The organism is Sulfitobacter sp. F26169L (assembly GCF_026410285.1).
In the GTDB taxonomy this organism is placed as follows: domain Bacteria; phylum Pseudomonadota; class Alphaproteobacteria; order Rhodobacterales; family Rhodobacteraceae; genus Sulfitobacter.
Genome location: NZ_JAPMLP010000010.1, coordinates 1 through 25,349 on the forward strand (window position 1 = coordinate 1; position 25,349 = coordinate 25,349).

A 25,349-nucleotide genomic window follows, 5' to 3' on the forward strand; every position below is an offset into this window, starting at 1 on the left:
AGCGTGTCAGAAACGCGACCACCCTCAAGTACCGCTCTAAATATAGCCACAAAATGGTCAGCGCGATTAACATGAAACCAATTGAGGTGGGAAACGACCATCTTCTGCCGGAGAATATGACAGGCAGAACCAAAATTCGCTAGTCGACGTCGAATCTGATACCCGGCGCCATCGCCTAATGTGAAGGCCCATAGTGTATCGACCTCGACCAACACAAACCAACTTCCAGCATCAGTATCATGACACGGTCCTAATACCGTTACAAATCAATCAAGAAACAAAACTGAACAGCCCATCGCAATATCTACGCAATCAATCTATCAAACCGCAAAACATGGTAATTAGAGGCGACCAGAATACGGCGAGTTTTTAAAACGGCGACATGGGCGCACAGTTTGATGAGACTTTACTGGATCGGAGGCCTGCAAAATTAACAAAACCATGTTCGTTCCGGTGATAGCGGGGCGGTTCACAGAGTAGTGAGACCTTTGTTGGTTAAAGTACAGCAGGGGACGTCTGCACACATGTTATACAAATCCGAGACAGTAATCTGCCTGGTTTCGCTGCGCCCCGGTTCGAGATTTTATATAGCCGAATGCACGCTCGTGGCGAAGACACACCGAAAATGTTCATTTCGTGTCGCATGTCATCGTACGGCCCAGTTCCGTTAGGTGAATTTTCTGAACAACTTCGTCTGATCAAACATTTCTTCCAGTGTCTCGATCCGCTTTTTGGTTTCGGACCAGTTTAGGCTTTGCACTGAGGATATCATGGTTTCGATCAGGAGCATCGTGGTGGTGTTTGAGTCCCATGCGGATGGGACGATTATCATGGAACTGAGGCTGATATCAGCAAGGTGGTGCACCGGAGACCGCCATTGATCGGTAAATAGAACAATCTTCGCACCACGGGTTTTTGCCATTTCTGCCAGTTTCAGAGTGTTGTTTTCATACCGCCGCACATCGAAAATTACAAAGACATCCCCTTCTTTTGCGTTCAACAGATAATGCGGCCATGTGTTTGAGGTGGATTGCACATGCGTCAGTTCGGGTCGAATAACCTGTAGGTGCAAATAAAAATACTCTGCGAGTGTATGGGTGATGCGGCCGCCAACAATAAAAAGATGCTGAGACTGGTCGGCCACCAGTTCACATGCCTTGTCAAACTCTGCAGGATTAATTTGGCCGAGGGTCTGGCGGATGTTTTCGATCACAGCATCTGTAAAGCCGTTTAACAAATGTTCAGATGGTGCTGCTTCAGCCCATGTATCGTGTTTGGCGATCGGCGTTTTTGCGCGCGCGCCGAGTTCCTCGCGAAGATCTGTCTGAAAATCGGGATACCCTTTATATCCTAGTTTCTGCACCATCCGTGCGACGGTTGGAACAGATACATTTGCATTTTTGGCGAGGGTGGCCAGAGGGCCAAGGCCGGACGCGGGGTAATTCTCGAGAATGGAGAGGGCGAGCTGGCGTTCTGCGCGGGTGAGGTGATCAAGCTTTTGCTGGATGCGGTCGGATATCGTCTGTGCCGCATTTTTCATCCGCGTCTCCAAATATTTGTTCATTTCATACCAAGTTCAGTCTTGCTGTGAAATTTCTTTCATAATTCTATTGACTCACTGGTCGTCAAGCAAGCACCCTGTGTTTGGGAAGCCAGAGGAACACCATGCAAAGCAAGTCGCCTGATAATGCTGTAGAGGTTGTGAATCCTGACGGGGTATCGCCTGTGGTATTGGTCTGCGAACACGCAAGTTCATTCATTCCGTCCCGTTTTGGCGGACTTGGCCTGTCCGATGCCGCAAGAAAGAGCCATGTCGCGTGGGATCCGGGGGCGATGGCGGTCGCCCGCCAGCTTGCTGGACATCTGAATGGGACGCTGGTTGCTTCAACCGTTTCGCGGCTTGTCTATGATTGTAACCGTCCGCCTTCCTCGCCGGGCGCGATGCCTGTGCGAAGCGAGCTTACCGACATTCCCGGTAATGCTGATCTAAGTGATTTGGAGCGGGCTGACCGCATTGCGCTTTATTATGCGCCGTTTCGGGACCGCCTTGCGCAGGTGGTCGGCAATACCAAAGATCCTGTCATCGTGACAATACACAGCTTTACACCAGTTTATCACGGGCGGCGCCGTTCGGTTGAAATCGGGGTTCTCTGTGATGTTGATACCCGTCTTGCCGATGCAATGATGCAGGTCGCCCAGGCGCACACCTCACTGAATGTAGAGGTGAACCAACCCTACGGACCGCAGGATGGTGTCACCCACACACTCAAAGAACACGCGCTGGATGCGGGGCATCTGAATGTGATGATCGAAATCCGCAATGATCTGATTGCGCAGGCTGATCAGCAGACCACAATGGCCCGTGATCTTGCCGCGTGGCTGGTTGATGCGCTTTCGGCCCTCAACGTAAAGGTTGATGCGACATGCTAGGCGTTTTGCACGGATATATCCGCGTTGTGGATGCTGTAAACTATCGCGTAGGGCGCGTCGTAATGTACGGCATTTTCGTTTTGATGGGCATTCTGCTGTGGTCGTCGATCAGCAAAACCTTCTTTCTGCCAACACTGTGGACGTTGGAAATGGCCCAATTCGTGATGGTGGCGTACTACATTCTTGGTGGGCCATATTCGATCCAGCTTGGATCGAACGTCAGGATGGATCTGCTTTATGGTGAATGGTCGTTGCGCAAGAAAGCGTGGTTCGATCTGCTTACCGTGATGTTCCTGATCTTTTATCTCTGCGTTTTGTTGTACGGCGCGGTCAGTTCCACTGCCTATTCGTTAGGATACTGGGGAAGTGAGCCGTTTTCCTTTCTTGGCGGTTTGGTCGCCGGCACCGAAGAGGTTGGCCGGCTGGAGCGTTCCTCAAGCGCGTGGCGGCCCTATATGTGGCCGGTGAAAACGGTGATGATATTGGGCATGTTCCTGATGCTGTTGCAGTGCATATCCGAGTTGTTCAAAGATGTGCTGCGTATCAAGGGTGAGACTGTTTGATGTCATATGAACTGATCGCCACCCTGATGTTTTCGTCAATGATGCTGATGTTGCTAACCGGTCAGCGTGTGTTCGGGGCAATCGGATTTATCGCTGTGGTTGCGGCCCTGCTGCTGTGGGGGGACAGGGGCGGTTTCGATATCGGGTTTTCGGCGGCGATGAAGCTGATGAAATGGTATCCGCTGCTGACGCTGCCGATGTTTATTTTCATGGGCTATGTGCTGTCGGAGAGTAAGATCGCCGACGATCTATATAAGATGTTCCATGTCTGGATGGGTGGCCTGCGCGGTGGTCTTGCGATTGGCACAATCGGTTTGATGGTGCTGATCTCTGCAATGAACGGGCTCAGCGTGGCAGGTATGGCCATTGGCTCTACCATTGCGCTGCCCGAATTGCTGAAGCGGGGCTATGACAAACGGATGGTGACAGGCGTTATTCAGGCAGGGTCGAGTCTCGGCATCCTCGTGCCGCCGTCGGTTGTACTCGTTCTCTACGCAATGATTGCGCGCCAGCCTGTAGGCCAGTTGTGGCTGGCGGGTGTCATTCCGGGGCTGATGATGGCGGGGCTGTTCATTGTGTATATCGTTGTGCGCTGCCGGATCAATCCGGTGCTGGGGCCGGTTCTGCCCGCAGAGGAGCGTGACATCCCCCGCGCTGAAAAGCTTCGGTTGCTGCGTGCAGGGCTGCTGCCGGTCATTATCTTTGCGGTGATGATGATGCCTTTTGTCAAAGGCTGGACATCGCTTGTCGAAAGCTCTGCTATTGGTGCGATTGCGGCTTTTGTCGCTGCAGTTCTAAAGGGGCGTATGACGCGCGAGGTGTTTGAAAATTCTGTGCGCAACACGCTGGGTATCACCTGCATGTTCATGTGGATTATTCTTGCAGCGCTTGCATTCGGCGCGGTGTTTGACGGGCTGGGCGCTGTAAAAGCGATCGAAGCCGTATTCACCGAGCGCCTGAACCTCAGCCCGTGGACCATTCTGATCCTGATGCAGCTAAGTTTCATCCTGATGGGCACATTTCTGGATGACACGGCGATGCTGGTCATTGTTGCACCGCTGTATGTACCACTGGTGGGGGAACTGGGGTTTGACCTGATCTGGTACGGCATCCTTTACACAATCACGACCCAGATCGCCTATATGACGCCTCCGTTCGGTTACAATCTGTTCCTGATGCGCGCAATGGCGCCGCCTGAAATTACGCTGCGCGATATCTATTCTTCGATCACGCCGTTTGTGTTGATCATGGTAGGCGCGCTTGCGCTGGTCATGGTCTTCCCTGCTATCGCCACTTGGCTACCTGACTATGTCTACAATTAACCTCACAAGAGCCGCGCCAAAGCGGCCTCAAACCCAACCAAGGAGAGAGAACATGACATCCAGACGCAAGTTTATTCAAGGTGCGGCCGTGGTTCCGGCGGCGGCATTGGCCACACCGGCACTGGCGCAAAGCACAATCAAATGGCGTATGCAAACCTATGCGGGCGCGGCGCTCGCCGCCGAGGTTATCGTGCCCGCTATCGAGATGTTCAACAAGATTGCTGGCGACCGTATGCAGATCGAACTGTTTTTCGCTGATCAGCTTGTCCCCACCGGCGAATTGTTTCAGGCGATGCAGCGCGGCACAATCGATGCCGTGCAATCGGATGATGATTCAATGGCATCGCCCACCGAAGTTACAGTCTTTGGCGGCTATTTCCCTTTTGGATCGCGCTACTCGCTGGATGTGCCGGTGCTGTTCAACCAGTACGGGCTGAACGAAATCTGGGATGAAGAATATTCCAAGGTCGGGGTCAAACATATCTCGGCAGGAGCGTGGGATCCTTGCCATTTCGCAACCAAAGACCCCATCCGCAGTCTTGCCGATCTTGAAGGCAAGCGCATCTTTACCTTCCCGACCGCGGGCCGTTTCCTGACCCGCTTTGGCGTGGTTCCGGTGAACCTGCCGTGGGAGGATATCGAAGTTGCGATGCAAACCGGAGAGCTGGACGGGATCGCTTGGTCGGGCATTACCGAAGATTACACCGTCGGCTGGGCCGATGTGACCAATTACTTCCTGACGAACAACATCTCCGGCGCATGGGCCGGATCGTTCTTTGCCAATATGGAGCGCTGGAACGAACTTCCCGAAGATTTGCAAACGCTGTTCCGTGTGTGTTGTGACCAGTCGCACTATTACCGCCAGTGGTGGTACTGGGGGGGCGAAGCCAATTTGCGCGTGAATGGTGACAAGTTGGAGCTTACGTCGATACCGGATGAAGAATGGGCGACAGTCGAAACAGCGGCACAGGAATTTTGGGAAGAGATTGCTGCTGAATCAGATGTTAAGCGGCGGGTTGTCGATATCTTCAAGAAATACAACGCCGATATGGTTAAGGCTGGACGCCCATACCGTTACGGCTAAACATACCTTCGGGGCGGTGCGATGCCGCCCCGATCCAATGCGCGAACTGGATAGAACATGGCTGGCACAATGACATTCGACGATCTTAAATCCCGCGTTGCGGAGGGTTCAATCGACACCGTTCTTGTCTGTTTTGTGGACATGCAGGGGCGGCTGACGGGAAAGCGTTTTCACGCAGTGAATTTTGTCGAAACGTCGTTCAAGGAAACCCATTGCTGCAATTATCTGCTGGCCACTGATCTGGAAATGGCAACGCCGGACGGGTATGCGTCAACCAGTTGGCAAGCCGGTTATGGCGATTACGTGATGGCGCCCGACCTTGATACAATCCGGCCAATTCCGTGGCTGGAAGGCACCGCAATGGTGCTGTGTGACGTGCTGGATCACCACACCCACGAACCTGTCCCCCATTCCCCCCGCGCGATCCTGAAAAAGCAGATCAAGCGACTGGAGGAGTTGGGCTTTGAGGCCAAGATGGCCACCGAACTTGAATTTTTCCTCTTTGAGAAAAGCTTTGATGATATCCGCAAAGGCGGCTTTCGCGATCTGACCCCGATCAGCGGTTACAACGAAGATTACCACATTCTGCAAACCACCAAGGAAGAAGACGTGATGCGCCCTGTGCGCAATCACCTGTTTGCTGCCGGTTTGCCGATCGAAAATACCAAGGGCGAGGCCGCAGCGGGGCAGGAGGAGTTGAACATCCGCTATTCTCCAGCGCTTGATTGCGCCGATTATCACTCCATCGCCAAACACGCGATAAAAGAGATCGCATGGCAGAACGGCCGCGCAGCGACGTTTTTGCCCAAATGGGATATGAACCAGTCCGGCTCGTCCAGCCACGTACACCAGTCACTTTGGAAAGACGGCGAAGCGGCGTTTTTTGATAAAACTGCTCAGCATGGCATGTCCACGCTGATGCAGCACTATATGGCGGGGCTGATCAAATATGCGCCGGATTACACCTATTTCCTGGCGCCTTACGTGAACAGCTACAAGCGTTTTGCCAAAGGCACTTTCGCTCCGACTAAAACGGTCTGGTCGGTCGATAACCGCACCGCCGGTTTCAGGCTGTGCGGCGAAAACACAAAAAGCATTCGCGTAGAGTGCCGCATTGGTGGTTCCGATTTAAATCCCTATCTGGCGCAGGCTGTCATGTTGGCCGCAGGTATCAAGGGGATCGAAGATGCGCTGGCGCTGGCCCCTGCGACAACCGGCGATGTGTACGAAGACGCAAAAGCCACCGACATTCCGCAGACCCTGCGCGCCGCGACAGAAACATTGCGCGGATCGGCATTTCTGCGCGACGCACTGGGCGAGGATGTGGTTGACCACTACACCCGCGCAGCTGAATGGGAACAGGAAGAATTTGACCGCGTGGTAACCGATTGGGAAATCGCGCGCGGCTTTGAAAGGGCTTGAATATGACGATCCAGTGTATCTCCCCGATTGACGGGTCGGTGTATGCGAAACGTGAAACCCTGTCGCGCAGCGAAGCTGATGCCGCTGTTGCACGGGCAAAATCAGCGCAGGTTGAATGGGCCGCGCGCCCGCTGGCCGACCGCATCGCACTAGTGCAGGCCGGCGTCGCGGCTGTCGGGGCGATGAACGATGATATCGTCCCCGAAATCGCGTGGCAGATGGGCCGCCCCGTTCGCTATGGCGGTGAATTTGGCGGGTTCAGCGAGCGTGCCAGCTATATGGCCTTTATCGCACGCGATGCCCTCGCTGATATCGAAATTGAGGACAGCAAGGCGTTCCGCCGTGTGATCAAGCGTGTGCCGCACGGTGTTGTGCTGGTCGTTGCGCCGTGGAACTACCCCTACATGACGGCGATCAACACGGTTGCGCCTGCGCTGATCGCGGGTAATGCCGTGGTCTTGAAACACGCATCCCAAACTCCGCTGGTGGGCGAGCGGATGGCGAAAGCGTTCCATTCTGCCGGTATCCCCGAGGATGTGTTCCAGAATGTGTTCCTTGATCACCAGACCACTTCCGATCTGATCGCTGATCGTGCCTTCGGTTTTGTGAACTTCACCGGATCGGTCGAGGGCGGCAAAGCGATAGAGCGCGCGGCAGCAGGCACATTCACCGGCATCGGACTTGAACTGGGCGGCAAAGATCCCGGTTATGTGATGGAGGACGCCAATCTTGACGCGGCTGTTGATACGCTGATTGACGGCGCGATGTTTAACTCTGGCCAGTGCTGTTGCGGAATTGAACGGATTTATGTGCACGAGAGCCTGTTTGACGCCTTTGTAGAAAAAGCGGTGGCAATCGTGAACGGCTACAAGCTAGGTAATCCGCTGGACCCTGACACCACGCTTGGACCAATGGCGCATGTCCGCTTCGCAGATGAGGTGCGCGCCCAGACAGCCGAGGCCGTCGCCGATGGCGCAACCGCCCACATCGATCCGGCCGACTTTCCCAATGACGGTGGCGCCTATCTGATGCCGCAAATCCTGACAAACGTGACCCACGACATGCGCGTCATGCGCGACGAAAGTTTCGGTCCGGTTGTGGGCATTATGGCCGTCAAGGATGACGCGGAAGCGATCCGTTTGATGAATGACAGCAACTTCGGGCTGACTGCTTCTGTCTGGACCCAGGACACAGCCCGCGCCGAAGCAATTGCCGATCAAATCGAAACCGGCACAGTCTTTATGAACCGCGCCGACTATCTTGACCCCGCATTATGCTGGACGGGATGTAAGGATACCGGACGCGGTGGCGGATTGTCTGTTATCGGTTTTCACAACCTGACACGCCCGAAATCATACCACCTTAAAAAGGCCTGACCCATGACCATCACTGCCAACTGGTCCTATCCGACCGCAATCCGTTTCGGCGCTGGCCGTATCTCTGAAATCGCTAGTGCCTGTGCCGCTGCGGGTATCAAAAGGCCTTTGCTGGTCACGGATCGCGGACTGGCCGATATGGAGATTACCACCCGCACGCTTGACCTGCTTGAGGCTGCCGGCCTCGGGCGGGCGATGTTCAGCGATGTTGACCCCAACCCGAATGAGAAAAACGCCGAAGCCGGGGTGAAAGCCTTCCGCGATGGTGGCCACGACGGGGTCGTCGCTTTTGGTGGTGGATCGGGTCTTGATCTGGGAAAGCTGGTGGCCTTCATGGCGGGCCAAACCCGCCCGCTATGGGATTTCGAAGATATCGGCGATTGGTGGACCCGCGCTGATGCGGATGCGATTGCGCCGATTGTTGCCGTGCCAACCACTGCTGGCACAGGATCGGAAGTGGGACGCGCATCGGTAATTACCAATTCGGAAACCGCGCAGAAAAAGATCATTTTCCATCCGAAATTTCTACCGACAGTTGTGATCTGTGACCCCGAGCTTACGGTAGGGATGCCTTCGTTTATCACGGCCGGAACCGGTCTTGATGCTTTTGCGCATTGCGTCGAGGCGTTCAGCTCACCGCATTATCATCCGATGTCGCAGGGTATCGCGCTGGAGGGGATGCGGCTGGTCAAGGAATATCTGCCGCGTGCCTACGCAGACGGAACCGATATCGAAGCGCGCGCGCATATGATGTCAGCCGCACTTATGGGCGCGACGGCGTTTCAAAAAGGACTGGGTGCGATCCACGCGCTGTCCCATCCCATCGGCGCAATCTATCACACGCACCATGGCACGACCAATGCGGTCTGCATGCCTGCGGTGCTCCGGTTCAACAAACCCGCAATCTCTGATGTGTTCGATGACGCGGCACGTTACTTGGGTATTCCGGGCGGGTTTGACGGCTTTTGTGCCTTTGTCGATGATTTGAATGAATCGCTGGGCATTGCGAAAGATCTTGCGGGCCTTGGCATCGAAAATCCCGATATCGAACGTATTGTCGAAGGTGCGTTGATCGACCCGAGTACAGGGGGTAACCCAATCGAAATGACGCGCGAGAATACAACAAAATTATTGCTGGATATCATCTGATATCCGGCACTCTAATCGAATTGTCGTAAAACCGTAACAACCTGCTCCTATGGACTCTTTATAATTCGTTCGCCTTAATGATCTCGACCACAAACAAAGAAATGGACTTCAAAATGAAAACCTCACTTGTTTCAATGACCGTTCTTGCTGCTGCACTTTCGGCAACAACAGTCTCTGCGGAAACCCTGCGGCTTTTGACATGGGGTGGCTATGCGCCCGCAGAGGTGATCGAGATGTTCGAGGCTGAAACAGGCCACACTGTCGAGGTTACGACATCCAACAACGAAGAGATGATCGCAAAGCTGCGCGCAACAAACGGTGGCGGGTTCGACCTTGCCCAGCCCAGCCAGGACCGGATTGCCAGCGCGCAGGAAGAGTTCGGCATCTACAAACCGATCGACATGTCTAAGGTTGAAGAAGCGCAAATCGTGCCTTCCATGCTGTCGGCAACGGCGACCAACACCACCTTTGATGGCGAAGTTTACGGGCTGCCGCACATCTGGGGGACCAGCGGCCTGATTGTGAACAAGGCCGAGGCGGAGCAAGTGGCGGATTATACCGATCTGTGTGACGCGTCTGTTGCTGGCAAGGTGTCCTACCGCCTGAAGCGCCCGACATTGATCGGTTTTGCATACGCCATGGGGCTTGATCCCTTTGCGGCTTACGGCGACACAGAGGCCTATCAGGGCATCCTTGATAAGGTCGAGGAAAAGCTGGTTTCCTGTAAGGCAAACGTAAAAACCTATTGGGATGGCGGCGACGAGATCAAGAATCTGCTGCGCTCGGGCGAGGTGGTCGCGGCAATGGCATGGGATACCGGCGGTTGGCAGTTGAATGCCGACAATGCAGACATCACGTTCGTTGCGCCAAAATCCGGCGCACTGGGCTGGATCGATACATTCGCTCTGCCGTCACGCGGCCGCGCAGACGAGGCGGCATATGCATGGATCAACTTTGTCATGCGTCCCGATGTGGCGTCGATGATCACAAACGCAGCAGGTAATTTCACCGCGGCTGTGGGCGGCGATGAAGGCGTTAATGCTGATCTGAAAGCGCGCTATCAGGCCAGCTTTGATCAGGCCGCAATCGACAACATCAACTGGTATCCACCGGTGCCAGCGGGTCTGGAAACCCTGGAAGGCGCGACGCTGGACCGCATCAACGCGGCGAAGTAATCACACTTTACGAAACACCTGAGAGGGGCGCATTTCGCGCCCTTCTTTCTTTGCGACCTGGAAAGGGCGATCCCGATGACGTCACCTGCCGATCTTGTTTGCCGTGAGCTAACCAAAGATTTCGATAATTTCCGTGCTGTGGATCAGGTTAGCTTCGAGGTTCCACAGGGTTCATTCTTTTCCATCCTCGGCCCATCCGGCTGCGGCAAGACAACCCTGTTGCGGATGATTGCAGGGTTCCAGTTTCCCACCAGTGGCGATTTGCTGATCAAGGGTAACTCCATGCTTGGGGTAGGGCCGAACAAGCGCCCTGTCTCTATGGTGTTCCAGCATCTTGCGTTGTTCCCGATGATGAGCATTGGCAAGAACATCGGATTCGGCTTGCGTCAGCGCGGGGTTGCGGCATCCGAAATCAAACAACGGGTCGGGCTGGTGCTTGAACGGGTCGGATTGCCCGGTATCGAGGACAGGCAGGTTGACCAACTGTCAGGCGGGCAGAAACAACGCGTCGCAATTGCGCGGTGCATGGTGCTGGAACCTGATGTCCTGCTGCTGGATGAACCGCTCGGCGCGCTGGACCTGAAGCTGCGCGAGCATATGAAGATCGAACTGAAAGCGCTACAGGCCGAATTCAACACCACCTTCGTTTACATCACCCACGATCAATCCGAGGCGCTGGTGATGAGCGATAATATCGTCGTGATGAACAAGGGACGGTTTGACCAGATCGGCACCGCAAAAGATCTGTATTACGAGCCGGCGAACGCATTTGTCGCGGGCTTTGTTGGGGATGCCAACAGATTTGAAGGGAAAATCACAGCCGTCAATGGCCAGATTGTGACCGTGCAGACAGAGGCAGGTGTCAGCCTGCATGCGCAGCTGACAGGGCAGGGCGCGGCAGTCGGGCAGATGGCGCAGATATTTGTGCGCCCCGAAGCGATAGAGCTTTCCAAGACCGCCTTGCAAGGTGCGGATCATTCCAACGCAAGCGAACGCATTGTCGATAGCGTGCTGTTTAATGGTGCCAACAGCCTCGTCATACTGCGTGACCCGATATCAGGCGAAACGATTCAGGTGACCCTGCCGCAAACCGGTGCGTTTTTGGGGTTGGGCAAGGGTGAGACTATCTACACCAGCTGGAACCCCGCGCAGGCGCGCTGTTTTGTTGACGGGGACGCATAGATGGGTTCGGATCGTTCCAAGCTGGGATTTTATTTGCTGCTTGCGCCATTGCTTCTGTGGCTGGTGACATTAATCATCCTGCCCCATATCGGCCTGTTTGCGGTGTCAATCAGCGAAAAGGTCGGAGTGCGGGAATATGAGACAGGCCTTGGGAACTATGCGGTTTTCTTTAACGAACCGTTGTACTGGCGCACTTTTGCACGCACGGCATTCATGTCTATTTCTACAACAGTTCTGACATTGCTGCTGGGTTTTCCAATCGCTTACTACATCGCAAAACTGACGCGGGGGCGTACAAAGACCACGCTGTTCCTGATGTGCCTGATCCCGTTCTGGGTGTCCGAACTGGTGCGCACCTTCGGCTGGATGATCTTGCTGCGCGAAACCGGCGTTCTGTCGAATTTCCTGCAATATACCGGCGTTATCGGCGGCCCTGTCGAGTTTTTGTACAATGACGGGGCGATCATGGTCGGCCTCGTTTATACGTCGATCCTGTTTATGATCGTTCCGCTGGTTACAACTCTCGACAGCCTCGATGATAGTTTGATCGAAGCGGGATATGATCTGGGCGGGTCGGGTTTTTCCATCCTGCGCGAGATTGTCATTCCCCACGCGATGCCGGGGATCGTATCCGGTTGTATCGTGGTGTTCATGCTGTCGCTGGGCAATTACCTCACCCCGATCCTGCTGGGCGGCAAAGACAGCCTGTGGTTCACAGGGTTGATCTACACGCAGTTTATCACCCGCTTTAACTGGGAGCTCGGCTCGGCCTTTGGTTTCCTTCTGTTGGCGTTGTCCTCGGCGGTTGTGTTTTTGGGGCTGAAGCTGTCCCGCCAATCCTTGTCCAATACGATGGGGCGCTAAGATGATCCCGACAGTCCCGCAATCCACCGCGTTGAAGTGGTCTTACCGCGCTTACGTGACGCTGTTTTTTGTCTATCTCGCGCTGCCGCTCACTGTGGTATGTGTTTTTGCGTTCAATGACAGCGTGTTTCCCTCCCTCCCGTGGGAGGGGTTCACATGGGCGTGGTTTTTTGGCACCGAAGCGCCCTTCATCGGAGTGTTTCACGAACGTTCGATCCTGCGATCAATCGGTGTTTCGGCGTTTGTCGCGGTCTGGGTTGCCGGACTGGCGGTTGCTGTGGGCACGTGCAATGCATTCCTGTTTGTGCGCCATGACTTTCGCGGCAAGGGTTTCCTTTACATTCTGATGTTGCTGCCGCTGATCATACCGGGCGTGATCCTTGGCATTTCGATCCTTGTGTTTGCAAGCTCGGTCGCCAACACGCTCGAAGACGCGACAGGACTGTGGTTTGACGGGCTTCGCCCCGGATTGATCCTGGTCATTCTGGGCCAGTTTTCCTTTATCACGACATTTGCCACGCTGGTAATTTCCGCACGGTTGCAAAAGTTTGACCCCAGTCTTGAAGAGGCGGCGCTGAATCTTGGCGCGACCAAATGGGGGGCGGTGCGCCAGATCACCCTGCCTTTCCTCATGCCGGCCATCATCGGCGCCGGTGTGGTTGCGGTGCTGATGAGCTTTGAGAATTTCAATACGACGCTGATGCTGGTCGGGTCGGAATCACCGCTGACGATCACCATGTTCGACAAGCTCAAGCACGGCTCGACGCCCGTGTTGAACGCCGTGTCGCTGTTGCTGATTATCGGCTCTGCCGCGCTGGGCCTTTTGTCCCTGATCTTTCAGCGTACAAAGGGCGGATAACGGGCTGACGCGTTAAAATGGTTTGCCAGCCTGCTTCTCGGGATTGGCAGGCTGACGCATAGGGGGGCGTGTTTACCACGTATCTACAAACCTTGCGCCGCCGTCCTTTTGCAGAACCGGCGCAGCGTTGCGCGCATTGCAAAGCCACCGGCGCGTCTGTGCAGGATCAATCACAGCGTCGATTTCCGTGGCAGACGCATAATTCACGGCTTTGCCTTCGTTGTAGTAATCGTCCAGCAGCTTCTCAAACAGGGCCTGCTTTTTCTCGGGGTCGGTTTCGGCGTCCAGCTCCTTTTTGTAACCAAGGCGCACCGCACCTTCCAAACCCATCCCGCCAAATTCGCCCGTTGGCCATGACGCGGTGATAAAGGGCGTGTGGAAACTGCCGCCCATCATCGCCATTGCGCCCAGTCCATAGCCCTTGCGCAGAACGATACCGTAGATCGGCACGCTCAGCGCGGCACCGGTGACAAACATGCGCGAAACATGGCGCACCAATCCGGTTTTCTCGGCCTCGGGTCCGACCATGAAACCGGGGGTGTCGCACAACGATAGCAGCGGCAGCCCGTGCGCATTGCACAGTTGCATGAAACGCGCCGCCTTGTCCGCTGCGGTAGCGTCAATGGCGCCGCCCAAATGTTTTGGGTTGTTTGCAATAACGCCGTAGGCCTTTCCTTCAATCCGGATCAGTGCGGTAAGCATACCTCCCCCCCAACTGCGGCGCAGTTCCAGAACAGACCCCTCATCCGCCAGCCCCGAGATGACCTCGCTAATGTCGTAAACCCGCAGGCGGTTTTCAGGGATGACACGGCGCAGGGTGCGCGGGTCGGGTGCTGTCCAGTCTTTCAGATCACCTTGAAAATACGAAAGGTACTGCCGCGCAACAGTGCAGGCTTCAGCCTCGTCCGTTACACGGATATCGACCACGCCGTTGGCGTCCTGAACGTCTATCGGCCCGATGTCCTCGGGGCGATAGCTTCCCAATCCGCCGCCTTCAATCATTGCGGGACCAGCCATGCCGATATTGCTGTCCTCGGTGGCGATGATCACATCACACACCCCCAACAGCGCCGCATTGCCCGCAAAACAACGCCCTGCCGCCACTCCGATGACCGGCACGTTCCCCGACAACCGCGCAAGCGTGCCGAAGCTCGAACAATCCAGCCCCGCGATGTTGGATCTATCGGTATCTCCGGGTCTGCCCCCGCCGCCTTCGGCAAAGATAACCAGTGGCACGCTGTGCGCGCCTGCCAATTCGAAAATGCGATCCAGCTTCCGGTGGTGGCGCTGCCCCTGTGTACCGGCGAGAACCGTATAATCACCAATCGCAAAAGCGCAGCGCGCCGCGCCTTCCCCGAACAGGTCGGACCCGATCCGGCCGGTGCCTGTCAAAATCCCGTCGCCGGATGTATTGGCCTCCAGATCATCGCGGGTGCGCCGTGTGCTTTGCGCGGCGATGGCCAGTTCGCCGTATTCGTTAAAGCTGTCCTCATCTACTAGATCTGCGAGGTTTTCGCGCGCGGTGCGCTGGCCCCTGTCGTGGCGTTTTTGTACCGCTGCGGGGCGGGCCGCATCGCGTCCCTTTGCCTGTCGGTCAAACAGCTCTTGCAGGTCGGGGCGGATGGCATCGGGGTCGCGTGTTTCGGCCTGTGCATCGCGCGCCTCGGGGCCGTCACCTGCACGCAGCGACATGATCGCGAACCCTTCTTGCAGTGTCGCACCAACGGCCACCAACACGTTTGCAATGCTGCCAGACTGCGGTGCCGTGATGACATGCTCCATCTTCATGGCTTCCAGCACAGCCAGGGTCTGCCCCTGCCCAACGATGTCACCTGCCGCTACATCGACAGAGATCACAGTCGCCTGCATCGGGGCGATTATCGCAGTTTCATCCTGCGGCAGTTCCGGCGCAGGTTGCTGCGCAGCGCCGCTGCGAGCAGCGGCCGGTTCGCCATAGGCTGTGACAGGTAGTGCGGCCGCTGCAGCCGCCAGATCAGCAGTATGGGTTTCGATAAACCGCGTCGACACGGCGTAACCGGCCATATCCGGATGTGTCAGCAGTGCGCGCAGCCACGCGATGTTTGTCTCAACGCCATCAATGCGGAATTCGGACAAAGCGCGGTTTGACTTTGCCAGCGCCGCGCTGAAATCGGGCGCATGGGCAATGACTTTGACCAAAAGAGAATCGTAGGCGGCCGATGTGGTGTACCCGGCATAGGTAAAACCGTCGACACGCAGGCCGGGACCGGCGGGCGGATCATAGGCTGTTAATGTCCCGCCGGAGGGGTGCGCATGACCCTGTGCATCCACCCGCTCCATGTTCACGCGGGTCTGGATTGCCGTACCGCGGGGGCTGGATACCGGCACGATTTCTTTCAGCGTCTCACCGCCGGCAATGCGCAGTTGCAATGCCACAAGGTCCAGCCCGAACACTTCTTCGGTGATGGTGTGTTCGACCTGAATACGCGGATTGGCTTCGATAAAGAACACTTCATCAGTGATCTGATCCAGTAAAAATTCAAACGTGCCAAGGCTTCGGTAATTTCCATCAGCGGCCAATTTTCGAGCATAGTCGTGCAGTGCGTCGCGCTGGGCATCCGACAGGTTTGGCGCAGGTGCGATTTCAATCAGTTTCTGGTGGCGGCGTTGCAGGGTGCAGTCGCGCTCTCCCAGTGTCATAACAGTTCCGGCGCCATCACCGATAATCTGTACTTCGATGTGTCGCGCGCTGGGAATGAACCGTTCGACATAGACATCGGGGTTGCCAAACGCGGCCTTTGCTTCGCGTGCAGCAGCAGCCACGGCGTTTTCGGTGTCGTCGCGTTGTTCAACCAGACGCATACCGCGCCCGCCGCCACCTGCCACCGCTTTGACGATCATCGCTGCCCCATCGGGAAGCGTGTCAAAAAACGCAAGCGCGCCCTGTGCGTCTACTGGATCAGACGTACCGGGCAGGGTGGGCACATCTGTGCGCTCCGCCAGCGCACGCGCCGACAGTTTATCACCATACATATCAAGCGATTCAGCCGTGGGGCCAACAAACATCATCCCCGCTTTTTGCGCAGCGCGGGCAAATTCCGCGTTCTCGCTCAGAAACCCATAGCCGGGGTGGACGGCATCACATCCCGCTTCGACACCGGCCCGAATAACCGCATCAATATCCAGATAGGCGCGCGCGCCTTGCCCTGATAGCGTGACCACCTCATCGGCGCGCAACACATGAAGCGATTGCAGATCGTCCTGCGGCGCGATGGCACATGTCTTGATGCCCAATTCCGACGCTGTGCGCGCAATCCGCAGCGCTATCTCGCCACGGTTGGCAATTAATAGTTTTTCAATCTTCGGCTGTGTCATTTCAGGATACTCTTATTGCTCGACCATTTCGGCCAGTTTCGCCTTGCGCACTTTGCCCGTGGCCGTCATCGGCAATGCCGCGACCATGCGGATTTCGGGCAGTTTGTATTTGGACAGCCGTTCGGCCAACCACGCCGAAAGGGCCTCGGGCGTCAATGCAGGATCGGCGGGTTGCACAAACGCGACAGGTATCTGGCCCGATTTTTCGTCACTGCGCCCCACAACGCCCGATCCCTGAACGCCGGAATGTTTGCCCAGCGTCGCCTCTATCTCGGCGGGAAACACGGACATGCCCCGCACCTTCAACATCTCTTTGCGCCGCCCCAGATAATGGAGGTAGCCCATTGTATCGACCACACCGATATCACCTGTATAAAGAAACCCGTCACGGATCGCCTCGGCGGTGGCATCGGGCTTGCCCCAGTAGGATTTTAGCATCGCAGGGCTGCGCATGGTGATTTCGCCCTCGCCACCCGGTGGCAGGATTTGACCGGTATCGAAATCGCGAATGACGAATTCGTTTTGCGGCAAGGGCAGGCCGACAAACACCGGTTGTTGCTTCAGGTCAAAATCATCTTCCTGCATATCGGTGGTAAATGTATTGGAGGTGTGGGTTTCCGTCATGCCCCACGCGGCCTCTGCCAGAATGGTGCCGGTCGCTGCCTTCCAGCGCGCGCGAATATCGGGATCAAGCTTTTTCACAAAGCTGACCACACGCACACGGCGCAAGGAGGATAAATCGAAATCACTGAAATCGGGGCGCTCCATCATCTCGATTGCGCCGTCCACGATCATGCCGAAGGTCGTTACCTTGTAGCGTTCGATTGCCTGCAGCACCGACAGAGGGTCCCAGCGCGTCAAAAGCACCAGCGGCTCGCCCGACATGACCGGAAAAATCAGCGCCATGTTTTCGCCTGCGATCCAGAATTCGGGGAAAAACGACAGGCTGACGCCTTTGTCGCGGTTGGTAGTGACAGACCAATTAGCCGCGCCGGTAAACACCATGTCGCGCTGCGTGTGAACGCACCCTTTGGGCATGCCGGTTGTCCCGCCGGTATAGTTCAGCGCGGCGGGACTATCGAGATCGCCAAGCGCGATTTCGGCGTCAGGCATCTGCGCCAGTGCGTGCAACAGATCAGTGGTGTCCGATGTCTGCAGGGGCGGGGTGTTCACGCTGTGGGGGCAGTGAATATCCGGATTTTCGGGAATGAAAGCAGACAGCGTGGTTGCGATGATCTCCTCAACGGTGCTGCCGCCGCGCACGGCCTGCACTGTCTCGACCAGCGTATCAATTGTAACGATCAGCCGCGCATCGGTGTCTTGCAGTACGTACTCCAGCTCCAGCGCGGTTGAAAGCGGGGAAACCGGAACATGCACAAGCCCCGCTTTGAGAATGCCATAAAACGCAAAATGGAATTGCGGACAGTTGGGCATAAAAACCGCAACGCGATCGCCTTGCGAAAGGCCGCGCGCGGCAAGCAGGGCGGCAAAGCGGTTGGCGTATGCGTTTAGGTCGGACCACGAGATTTCGGTGCCGTAGAATATGAGAGCCGTTTCGTTCGGCGTGGTTTGCGCCCAGTGGCTGATATGCTCGGACAAGGGCCGTTCGCCTATTGGAAATGTAATTTCTCTGGCGAGGTTTTCGGGCCATGCGGCATGTTGGCGGGCGGCGATATCGGCAAGGTATGTGTCCAGATCGATTGGGGCAGAGGCACTCATGTTATGACTTCCCTTTGGTAAACCTGTTTCAGCATAGGCTTGAAAAGATCTGAATTACAAACGCTTGTATGAGAAGGGCTGTGGACCATACATGCGTAGCGCTTTCTGCTGCTGCGCAAATTGACGCTACCCCGTATCGCTTTAGCCGAACGAATCTCCCTCATGTCGAGGGAAAGCTGCTGCTTGCCTCCTAGCGTCAATCGCCCATCGGGTAAGACATTTAAATGTCCTGATGCCGTGGTTTCGCGTATTGTTATCGGTAAAATAACTGAGCCTTGTGCCATATTCTCTGCCTGTTACCCATCGGGACTAATGGCAATCACCGCGTAAATCGCCCCTGATCACGATGATAATTCAGATGTTTACGCACCCACTCCGGCGGATTTCGTGGTGTCGCTTGAGGCGCGCTTGGCTCTGCCTGATCTGCTGCATTACTGATCGAAACTTCAACGATGAAGGATCCCTTCGAAGGGTGAAAGATTGTGTTGACCATAAAGCTACCACAGAGTAGGTGTACTAGGGAGTAGCTTTTTCTGGGTTCGCTGCCTTTCGTGTCAGCCGGCCCGTCTTGAACACTGGAAAGGATCGGAACCGATGCCGAACAAAGCGATTATCAGCGACGTGAAAACGTTCTCTTGCAGCAACTCGTGGCGCAATTACTACTTTCTGAAAATCACCACAAAAGACGGGATTTCGGGCTGGAGTGAATTTGACCAGAACTTCGGTTCCCCTGGTGTCGAGGCGATCATCAACAAGATCGGCCACCGCCTGATCGGTCAGAGCGCGATGAACCACGAACATATCCGCGAAGACCTGCGTAACGTGACCCGCCCGGGCTCCGGCGGTGTGGTCGGCCAAGCGCTGGGCGCGATTGAAAATGCGCTGCTGGATGTAAAGGCAAAGACGCTGGATGTGCCTGCTTACACGCTGTTGGGCGGCAAAATTCGCGATGAAATCCGTGTGTACTGGTCGCACTGCGTGTCCTACCGCACGCGGACCGAGCATTTCAGCCCGCCAATCACCGACATCGAAGGCGTCAAGCAGATCGCCCGCGAAGTGGGCGAGCGCGGATTTACCGGCCTGAAGACGAATATCTTCAAATACGATGAGAACGACAAGATCGTTAACTGGGCACCCGGTTTCGGCAATACCTTCGATCCGGCTCGCAACATCGAGCGCGATACCCGCAAGAACCTGCGCCGGCATCTGGAGACAATGCGCGAGGCGGCAGGTCCGGACATCGATATTCTCGTGGACCTGAACTTCAACGCCCGCACCGAAGGCTATATGGAGCTGCTGCGCGAAATCAACGACATGGATATTTTCTGGGTCGAGCTTGATATTCTGGACGCAGACGCGATGGCGATGATCCGTGACAAGAGCGCCCATCCGATTGCGGGTCTTGAAACGCTGATCGGCCTGCACCAGTTCCTGCCGTTCTTCAAAGCCGGTGCTGTTGATGTCGCGATTGTGGATACCCCGTGGAACGGTGTGTGGCAGTCAATGAAGATCGCAGCCGCCGCCGATGCCTACGAAGTCAACGTGGCCTGCCACAACTTCTATGGGCACCTCTGCACCATGATGAACGCGCATTTCTGCGCCGCCGTGCCGAACCTGCGCATCATGGAAACCGACATTGACCGCGTGTCATGGGACAAGGACATCTTTACCCATGTGCCCGAGTTCAAAGACGGACACCTGATCATTCCGGACCGTCCGGGTTGGGGAACCGAGCCGATCGAGGAAGCAATGCTCGATCATCCGCCAGTGAAGCAGAACATGTACAACCGTGTTCCTGTGAACCGCGTCATTACCTGATCTTGCACTCCAGCCGTCCGAAGGGTGATTTATATGGCAGATATTAACGAACCCGTAGACGTTCTTATCATCGGCGGCGGCGCCTCGGGTGCCGCCGTCGCATGGAGCCTTGCCGAGACGAAGATGCGCATCGTCTGTCTTGAGCAGGGTGACTGGATCAAGAACGAGGATTTCCCGAGCACGGGCCGCGATTGGGAAGCGCGCCAGTTCGGTGATTTCGCGATCAGCCCGAACCGGCGCAAGCTGGCGGCGGACTATCCGATCAACGAGGATGACTCACCGATCAAAGTGGCGAACTTCAACGGTGTGGGCGGCGGCACGATCCTTTATGCCGGTCACTTCCCGCGCTTTCATCCGTCCGACTTCCGCGTCAAAACGCTTGACGGTGTGGCCGATGACTGGCCCATTGATTACGCTACTCTAGAGCCGTTTTTCGAATTGAACGACAAAATGACAGGCGTTGCCGCGCTTGAGGGTGATCCGGCCTATCCTCCCAAACCCGCTGTCATGCCGCCACTGCCGCTGGGCCGCTCTGGTGAGGTGATTGGCGAGGCGATGAACAAACTGGGCTGGCACTGGTGGCCGTCCGATGCTGCAATCAACACGCAGGAATACGAGGGCCGCGCGCCTTGCATCAATCTGGGCCATTGCGGGTCGGGTTGTGCGCAGGGGGCCAAGGCAACAACCGATGGCACCTACTGGCCCGAGGCCATTCGCGCCCGCGTGGAAGTGCGCCACCGCTGCCGTGTGCGCCGGATCGAAACAAACGAAGACGATATGGCGACCGGTGCCTTTTACGTTGACCCCGACGGGGTAGAGCGTTTCCAGCCCGCCGAGATTGTCATTGTCGCGTGCAACGGCATCGGCACGCCGCGCCTGCTGCTCAACTCCGCCTCCGAGCGGTTTCCGGACGGGCTGTGCAACTCCAGCGGGATGTTGGGCAAAAACCTGATGTTCCACCCCTATTCCCAAGTGCGTGGCCATGTTGATGAAAAGCTGGAAGGCTACATGGGGCCGCGCATCGGCACGTGGAGCATGCAGTTTTACGAAACCGATCCCGAGCGCGATTTCAAGCGCGGCTATTGCTACCAGTTCTCGCGCGGGTACGGGCCTGTTGCAACGGCGGTCAACGGGATGGCCGACGGGATTATCCCGTGGGGGGCAGGGCACCACGACGCCTTCGGGCGGATGTTCGACCACTCGCTCGGCATGTTGGCGATTTGCGAAGACCTGCCCGAAGAGATCAACCGCGTCACAATCGACCCTGATCTGTGTGACAGCGATGGCATCCCCGCGCCCAAGATCACCTACCGTCTGAGCGAGAACTCCAAACGGATGCTCGAACACTCCGTTGCGCGCGGCAAAGAGATTTTGCAGGCTGCCGGCGCACGTGACATCACCAGCAAAACGATCTTCCCCGCGGCGGGCTGGCACCTGATGGGCACCGCGCGCATGGGGACGGACCCGAAAACATCTGTCGTAAATGAATGGGGTCGCAGCCATGACGTGCGCAACCTGTTCATTGTGGACGGCAGTGTTTTTGTGACATCGGGCGGCGTCAACCCGACCTCGACGATACAGGCGATTGCGCTCTACGTCGCCGACCAGATCAAAAACCGCATCTATGAATTGTTTGATTAAGCCATGACAGACATGACCCCGAAAACCACCGACAGATTCAGCGCAGAGCAGCGCGAGGTGATGCGCCTTGTGGCGGGTGCGATCATTCCCGCCGATCCCGCACGCGACATGCCGGGCGCAGATGATCCGGCAATCCTTGACGATATTCTGGCATCGGCTGGACGGGATGCGGATGATCTTGCGCTTGCACTGGATCTGCTTGGCGCAAGCGATGGCGCCCTGACGGATGTAGCCGAAGGATCGGTTCTGGCAAAATTCCGGCAGGCGCAACCGGCACTGGCGGCCGTTCTGTCGCTGGTGATTGCGCAATGTTACTACCGCGACACCCGCGTATTGATCGCCGTCGGGATGGAGCCGCGTCCACCGTTCCCCAAAGGCTATCCCATGGATCAGGGCGACTGGTCCTTACTGGACCCTGTGCGCGCACGCGGTCCGATCTATCGAGCAGCAACAGATGAAGGAACGCCGACATGAGTTCGCCCAATTCCGAAAGCCCGCGCCGCGCGCGTATCCAGTGGGGTGATCTGGCGGTCAGGTGGAGCTTTATGCTGCCCACCATCGTGCTGCTGGTTCTCGTGCTGGCCTATCCGATCTGGTACACGATCGAGATCAGCTTTTCCTCTTTCGACATGATGACCTTCGGTGCCGGTGAATTTATCGGCTGGGAGAATTACAGCTGGGTTCTGAAGGATTACCGGTTCTGGGAATCCCTTTGGGTTACGCTTGTCTATCTGATGTGGGCGCTGCCGATCCAGATTATACTGGGGTTCGGCATTGCCTATATGATCAACGCCCAGTGGCGTGGCCGTGGTGTGCTGCGCGCGCTGTTTATTATCCCGATGGTGGTGGCGCCTGTCGTTGCCGGTGGCATCTGGCGGATGCTGCTTGACCCGATCTGGGGTGTGGTCAACTGGGCTTTGGGGCTTGTAGGTCTTGGCCCGTATGACTGGTTCGGTGATCCCAACCTTGCGATGGCGACAATTGTTATTATCGACACATGGCGCTGGACCCCGTTTATCGTGCTGATCGCCACCGCTGCGCTGCTTGCGCTGCCGCGGGATGTGTTCGAGGCGGCCAAGATTGACGGGGCGGGCCGCTGGGCCACGCTGTGGTCGGTGGCGCTGCCACTGCTGGCCCCGGTTATCGCTGCAACCTTCGTAATCCGCTGGCTGGGCGCGGTGAAAATGTTCGACATCGTCCTCGCCTCCACCCTTGGCGGGCCGGGCAAGGCCACCAGCGTCATCAACCTGTTCATCTACGAAGAGGCCTTCCGCTCGCTCAACTTTGCCGAGTCCTCGGCCATGGCGATGATCGTCCTTGTCCTGACGATGCTTCTGACGGGTGTGTTCCTGATCGGCAGCCGCAAACTGGAGACAATGCATTGACCAGTATTGACACAACCGCCCCGAAACTGCGCCGCCGCCGTCGCTCGTACAGCCATGCTGCGCGGGTTGGTGGGGCGATCTTCATCAGCCTTCTGTTCCTGTTTCCGGTTTTCTGGATGGTGCTGACCTCCTTCAAATCGCAGGTCGATATTTTCACCACGCCGCCCAAGCTGTTCTTTGACGCCACGTGGGCAACCTATATCGAGTACTTCACCCGCGCCGATATTCCCGACCGTTTGCTGAATACAGTGATCGTGGCGACCGGTGCCGGTATCCTGTCGATTGTTGTGGGCACGCTGTCCGGCTATGCGCTGGCGCGCATCCGTCTGCGCGGCGCGGCCACCTTTGGTGTGCTGATCCTGATGTCGCGCGGCGTACCGCCTATCGCGCTTGCCGTGCCGATGTTTCTGGTCGCGCGTAACATGGGGCTGACCGACAAACACATCACCCTGATCTTTGCCTACTGCACCTTCCTCATTCCTTACGTGATGTGGCTGATGCGCAGCTTTTTCGTCTCGCTCCCCAAAGAGCTGGAGGAATCCGCGATGATCGACGGTTGTTCGCGCTTTGGCGCGTTCTTCAAGATCATCGTGCCGATCTCGATGCCGGGCATCCTTTCGACCCTGATCTTCAGCATTATCCTTGCATGGGAAGAGTTGCTGTTCGCGCTGGTGTTGACCAGCCGCGATGCGGTGACCATCCCCGTGGCGATTGCGGGCATCGCGGGGGATACCGAAACCGGCGCCAACTGGGCCGCACTGACGGCGGTGGGCACTGTGACGGTTATTCCCGTCGTTATCTTTGCGCTGCTTGTCCAGAAATGGCTGATCCAGGGTCTGGCCGACGGGGCGACCAAAGGATGAGCGCCCCAATTCAATTTTTACCGATTACGCCGACAGGCGCACCGTTCAACAGGAGCTTTCCGATATGAGCACACTCGACATCAACAACGTGCGCAAGGCCTACGGCGCGGTGCAGGTTATCCACGGCATTACGCTCAACATTCAGGACGGCGAATTTGTCGCGCTGGTCGGGCCGTCAGGCTGTGGCAAATCCACATTGCTGCGCATGATCGCGGGGCTGGAGGAAGTGACCGCAGGAGACATCGCAATCGGTGACCGTGACGTAACCGATCTGCCGCCAAAAGCGCGTGACATCGCCATGGTGTTCCAGAACTACGCGCTTTACCCGCATATGACCGTGCGCGACAATATGGGGTTCGCGCTGAAACAGCGCCGCACCCCCAAGGCGGAAATTCAGGAGCGGGTGGCCGATGCTGCGCGTATTCTGGGGCTTGAGGATCTGCTGGGGCGCAAGCCGCGTGCATTGTCCGGCGGTCAGCGCCAGCGTGTTGCGATGGGGCGCGCGATTGTGCGCAATCCCAATGTGTTCCTCTTTGATGAACCGCTTTCCAACCTTGATGCAAAACTGCGCGTGCAGATGCGCTCGGAGATCAAGGAACTGCACCAGAGGCTTCGTACCACAACGGTTTATGTGACCCACGACCAGATCGAGGCGATGACACTGGCCGACCGCGTCGTTGTGATGAACGGCGGCGTGATCGAACAGGAAGGCCCGCCTCTCGAACTCTATGATCACCCGAAGTCCGTTTTTGTCGCCGCCTTTATCGGCTCGCCACCGATGAACTTCTTCGAAGGATCTATCGAGAACGCCACAGTGCTGCGGCTGGATGACGGCACCAAATTACAATTGCCCAAGCCCGACCCCAAAGGGCGCGAGCGCATTACAATGGGCGTCCGCCCCGAACATTTTGAACTGGCGGATGCCGGGTGGCCTGCCACCGTGTCCGTTGTTGAGGCGACGGGATCGGAAACCCAGATCACAGCGCGCATCGCGGGTAAATTGATCCGCGTTCTGGTGCGCGGGCGCACAGATGTGAAGGCCGGAGAGAACATTCACCTGACGGTTAACCCCGACCTGATCCACATGTTCGACCCCGCGCCGATCCCTGACGTTGCTCTTGAAGAGGATCATTGACGTTGGGG

The 25,349-nt window shown here is 56.6% G+C and carries 20 protein-coding genes; 17 read left to right on the plus strand and 3 right to left on the minus strand.

Annotation, left to right across the window (positions count from 1 at the left end):
• Nucleotides 1-667: 667 nt before the first annotated feature.
• Nucleotides 668-1,540 (minus strand): MurR/RpiR family transcriptional regulator, encoded by an 873-nt coding sequence (locus OS189_RS16445; RefSeq protein WP_267168494.1) that lies wholly within the window; start codon nucleotides 1,538-1,540, stop codon nucleotides 668-670.
• 125 nt (nucleotides 1,541-1,665) lie between these two features.
• Here OS189_RS16445 and OS189_RS16450 point away from each other — a divergent pair, with 125 nt between their 5' ends.
• From OS189_RS16450 to OS189_RS16500, 11 genes are all read left to right on the plus strand, one after another.
• Nucleotides 1,666-2,430, plus strand: a complete 765-nt coding sequence (locus OS189_RS16450; protein ID WP_267168427.1) for an N-formylglutamate amidohydrolase — start codon at nucleotides 1,666-1,668, stop codon at nucleotides 2,428-2,430.
• Nucleotides 2,424-2,993, plus strand: a complete 570-nt coding sequence (locus OS189_RS16455) for a TRAP transporter small permease subunit (RefSeq protein ID WP_267168428.1) — start codon at nucleotides 2,424-2,426, stop codon at nucleotides 2,991-2,993. Before OS189_RS16450 ends, OS189_RS16455 begins: the two co-directional genes overlap by 7 nt.
• The gene (locus OS189_RS16460) at nucleotides 2,993-4,315 is read left to right on the plus strand and encodes a TRAP transporter large permease (RefSeq protein WP_267168429.1); all 1,323 of its coding nucleotides are present in this window, start codon (nucleotides 2,993-2,995) and stop codon (nucleotides 4,313-4,315) included. The genes OS189_RS16455 and OS189_RS16460 overlap by 1 nt, the downstream gene beginning before the upstream one ends.
• Before the next feature lie 52 nt (nucleotides 4,316-4,367).
• Entirely contained in the window at nucleotides 4,368-5,399 is a 1,032-nt protein-coding gene (locus OS189_RS16465) for a TRAP transporter substrate-binding protein (protein WP_267168430.1), read from the plus strand.
• Nucleotides 5,400-5,456: 57 nt separating this feature from the next.
• Nucleotides 5,457-6,821: a glutamine synthetase family protein gene (locus OS189_RS16470; RefSeq protein ID WP_267168431.1), complete on the plus strand. Its 1,365-nt coding sequence runs from the start codon at nucleotides 5,457-5,459 to the stop codon at nucleotides 6,819-6,821.
• A 2-nt stretch (nucleotides 6,822-6,823) separates the two neighbouring features.
• Nucleotides 6,824-8,197: an aldehyde dehydrogenase family protein gene (locus OS189_RS16475; protein ID WP_267168432.1), complete on the plus strand. Its 1,374-nt coding sequence runs from the start codon at nucleotides 6,824-6,826 to the stop codon at nucleotides 8,195-8,197.
• A 3-nt stretch (nucleotides 8,198-8,200) separates the two neighbouring features.
• A complete protein-coding gene (locus tag OS189_RS16480; RefSeq protein WP_267168433.1) occupies nucleotides 8,201-9,346 on the plus strand; it encodes an iron-containing alcohol dehydrogenase in 1,146 nt (381 codons plus the stop codon).
• A 113-nt stretch (nucleotides 9,347-9,459) separates the two neighbouring features.
• Nucleotides 9,460-10,521: an extracellular solute-binding protein gene (locus OS189_RS16485; RefSeq protein WP_416237491.1), complete on the plus strand. Its 1,062-nt coding sequence runs from the start codon at nucleotides 9,460-9,462 to the stop codon at nucleotides 10,519-10,521.
• A 75-nt stretch (nucleotides 10,522-10,596) separates the two neighbouring features.
• Nucleotides 10,597-11,703, plus strand: coding sequence for an ABC transporter ATP-binding protein (locus OS189_RS16490; protein WP_267168434.1), 1,107 nt, complete (start codon nucleotides 10,597-10,599; stop codon nucleotides 11,701-11,703).
• Nucleotides 11,704-12,567: an ABC transporter permease gene (locus OS189_RS16495; protein WP_267168435.1), complete on the plus strand. Its 864-nt coding sequence runs from the start codon at nucleotides 11,704-11,706 to the stop codon at nucleotides 12,565-12,567. It abuts the gene before it with no gap.
• Nucleotide 12,568: 1 nt separating this feature from the next.
• Nucleotides 12,569-13,426 (plus strand): ABC transporter permease, encoded by an 858-nt coding sequence (locus OS189_RS16500; RefSeq protein WP_267168436.1) that lies wholly within the window; start codon nucleotides 12,569-12,571, stop codon nucleotides 13,424-13,426.
• 72 nt (nucleotides 13,427-13,498) lie between these two features.
• Here OS189_RS16500 and OS189_RS16505 read toward each other — a convergent pair whose 3' ends face one another.
• Both OS189_RS16505 and OS189_RS16510 read right to left on the minus strand, forming a co-directional pair.
• Complete coding sequence (locus tag OS189_RS16505; protein WP_267168437.1) at nucleotides 13,499-16,780, minus strand: carboxyl transferase domain-containing protein; 3,282 nt, start codon at nucleotides 16,778-16,780, stop codon at nucleotides 13,499-13,501.
• Nucleotides 16,781-16,792: 12 nt separating this feature from the next.
• Nucleotides 16,793-18,499, minus strand: coding sequence for an AMP-binding protein (locus OS189_RS16510; protein WP_267168438.1), 1,707 nt, complete (start codon nucleotides 18,497-18,499; stop codon nucleotides 16,793-16,795).
• Nucleotides 18,500-19,093: 594 nt separating this feature from the next.
• On the opposite strand from OS189_RS16510, the gene OS189_RS16515 reads away from it, so the two are divergent.
• The 6 genes from OS189_RS16515 to OS189_RS16540 all read left to right on the plus strand — a co-directional run bounded on the left by OS189_RS16515 (nucleotide 19,094) and on the right by OS189_RS16540 (nucleotide 25,341).
• On the plus strand, nucleotides 19,094-20,317 hold the full coding sequence (locus OS189_RS16515; RefSeq protein WP_267168439.1) for a mandelate racemase/muconate lactonizing enzyme family protein: 1,224 nt from the start codon (nucleotides 19,094-19,096) through the stop codon (nucleotides 20,315-20,317).
• Between the two features lie 33 nt (nucleotides 20,318-20,350).
• Nucleotides 20,351-21,958 (plus strand): GMC family oxidoreductase, encoded by a 1,608-nt coding sequence (locus OS189_RS16520; protein ID WP_267168440.1) that lies wholly within the window; start codon nucleotides 20,351-20,353, stop codon nucleotides 21,956-21,958.
• Nucleotides 21,959-21,961: 3 nt separating this feature from the next.
• Entirely contained in the window at nucleotides 21,962-22,432 is a 471-nt protein-coding gene (locus tag OS189_RS16525) for a hypothetical protein (RefSeq protein WP_267168441.1), read from the plus strand.
• The gene (locus OS189_RS16530; RefSeq protein WP_267168442.1) at nucleotides 22,429-23,343 is read left to right on the plus strand and encodes a carbohydrate ABC transporter permease; all 915 of its coding nucleotides are present in this window, start codon (nucleotides 22,429-22,431) and stop codon (nucleotides 23,341-23,343) included. Before OS189_RS16525 ends, OS189_RS16530 begins: the two co-directional genes overlap by 4 nt.
• Complete coding sequence (locus OS189_RS16535; RefSeq protein WP_267168443.1) at nucleotides 23,340-24,206, plus strand: carbohydrate ABC transporter permease; 867 nt, start codon at nucleotides 23,340-23,342, stop codon at nucleotides 24,204-24,206. Before OS189_RS16530 ends, OS189_RS16535 begins: the two co-directional genes overlap by 4 nt.
• A gap of 64 nt (nucleotides 24,207-24,270) precedes the next feature.
• The gene (locus OS189_RS16540; protein ID WP_267168444.1) at nucleotides 24,271-25,341 is read left to right on the plus strand and encodes an ABC transporter ATP-binding protein; all 1,071 of its coding nucleotides are present in this window, start codon (nucleotides 24,271-24,273) and stop codon (nucleotides 25,339-25,341) included.
• The last annotated feature ends 8 nt before the right edge of the window (nucleotides 25,342-25,349 follow it).

Bases quoted from the DNA above. Each gene is read 5' to 3' on its own strand.
- OS189_RS16485 (WP_416237491.1), top strand. From the start codon at position 9,460: ATGAAAACCTCACTTGTTTCAATGACCGTTCTTGCTGCTGCACTTTCG.
- OS189_RS16500 (WP_267168436.1), top strand. From the start codon at position 12,569: ATGATCCCGACAGTCCCGCAATCCACCGCGTTGAAGTGGTCTTACCGC.
- OS189_RS16460 (WP_267168429.1), top strand. From the start codon at position 2,993: ATGTCATATGAACTGATCGCCACCCTGATGTTTTCGTCAATGATGCTG.
- OS189_RS16490 (WP_267168434.1), top strand. From the start codon at position 10,597: ATGACGTCACCTGCCGATCTTGTTTGCCGTGAGCTAACCAAAGATTTC.
- OS189_RS16510 (WP_267168438.1), bottom strand. From the start codon at position 18,499: ATGAGTGCCTCTGCCCCAATCGATCTGGACACATACCTTGCCGATATC.
- OS189_RS16525 (WP_267168441.1), top strand. From the start codon at position 21,962: ATGACAGACATGACCCCGAAAACCACCGACAGATTCAGCGCAGAGCAG.
- OS189_RS16450 (WP_267168427.1), top strand. From the start codon at position 1,666: ATGCAAAGCAAGTCGCCTGATAATGCTGTAGAGGTTGTGAATCCTGAC.
- OS189_RS16475 (WP_267168432.1), top strand. From the start codon at position 6,824: ATGACGATCCAGTGTATCTCCCCGATTGACGGGTCGGTGTATGCGAAA.
- OS189_RS16455 (WP_267168428.1), top strand. From the start codon at position 2,424: ATGCTAGGCGTTTTGCACGGATATATCCGCGTTGTGGATGCTGTAAAC.
- OS189_RS16470 (WP_267168431.1), top strand. From the start codon at position 5,457: ATGGCTGGCACAATGACATTCGACGATCTTAAATCCCGCGTTGCGGAG.
- OS189_RS16505 (WP_267168437.1), bottom strand. From the start codon at position 16,780: ATGACACAGCCGAAGATTGAAAAACTATTAATTGCCAACCGTGGCGAG.
- OS189_RS16520 (WP_267168440.1), top strand. From the start codon at position 20,351: ATGGCAGATATTAACGAACCCGTAGACGTTCTTATCATCGGCGGCGGC.
- OS189_RS16515 (WP_267168439.1), top strand. From the start codon at position 19,094: ATGCCGAACAAAGCGATTATCAGCGACGTGAAAACGTTCTCTTGCAGC.
- OS189_RS16540 (WP_267168444.1), top strand. From the start codon at position 24,271: ATGAGCACACTCGACATCAACAACGTGCGCAAGGCCTACGGCGCGGTG.
- OS189_RS16480 (WP_267168433.1), top strand. From the start codon at position 8,201: ATGACCATCACTGCCAACTGGTCCTATCCGACCGCAATCCGTTTCGGC.
- OS189_RS16530 (WP_267168442.1), top strand. From the start codon at position 22,429: ATGAGTTCGCCCAATTCCGAAAGCCCGCGCCGCGCGCGTATCCAGTGG.
- OS189_RS16495 (WP_267168435.1), top strand. From the start codon at position 11,704: ATGGGTTCGGATCGTTCCAAGCTGGGATTTTATTTGCTGCTTGCGCCA.
- OS189_RS16445 (WP_267168494.1), bottom strand. From the start codon at position 1,540: ATGAAAAATGCGGCACAGACGATATCCGACCGCATCCAGCAAAAGCTT.
- OS189_RS16465 (WP_267168430.1), top strand. From the start codon at position 4,368: ATGACATCCAGACGCAAGTTTATTCAAGGTGCGGCCGTGGTTCCGGCG.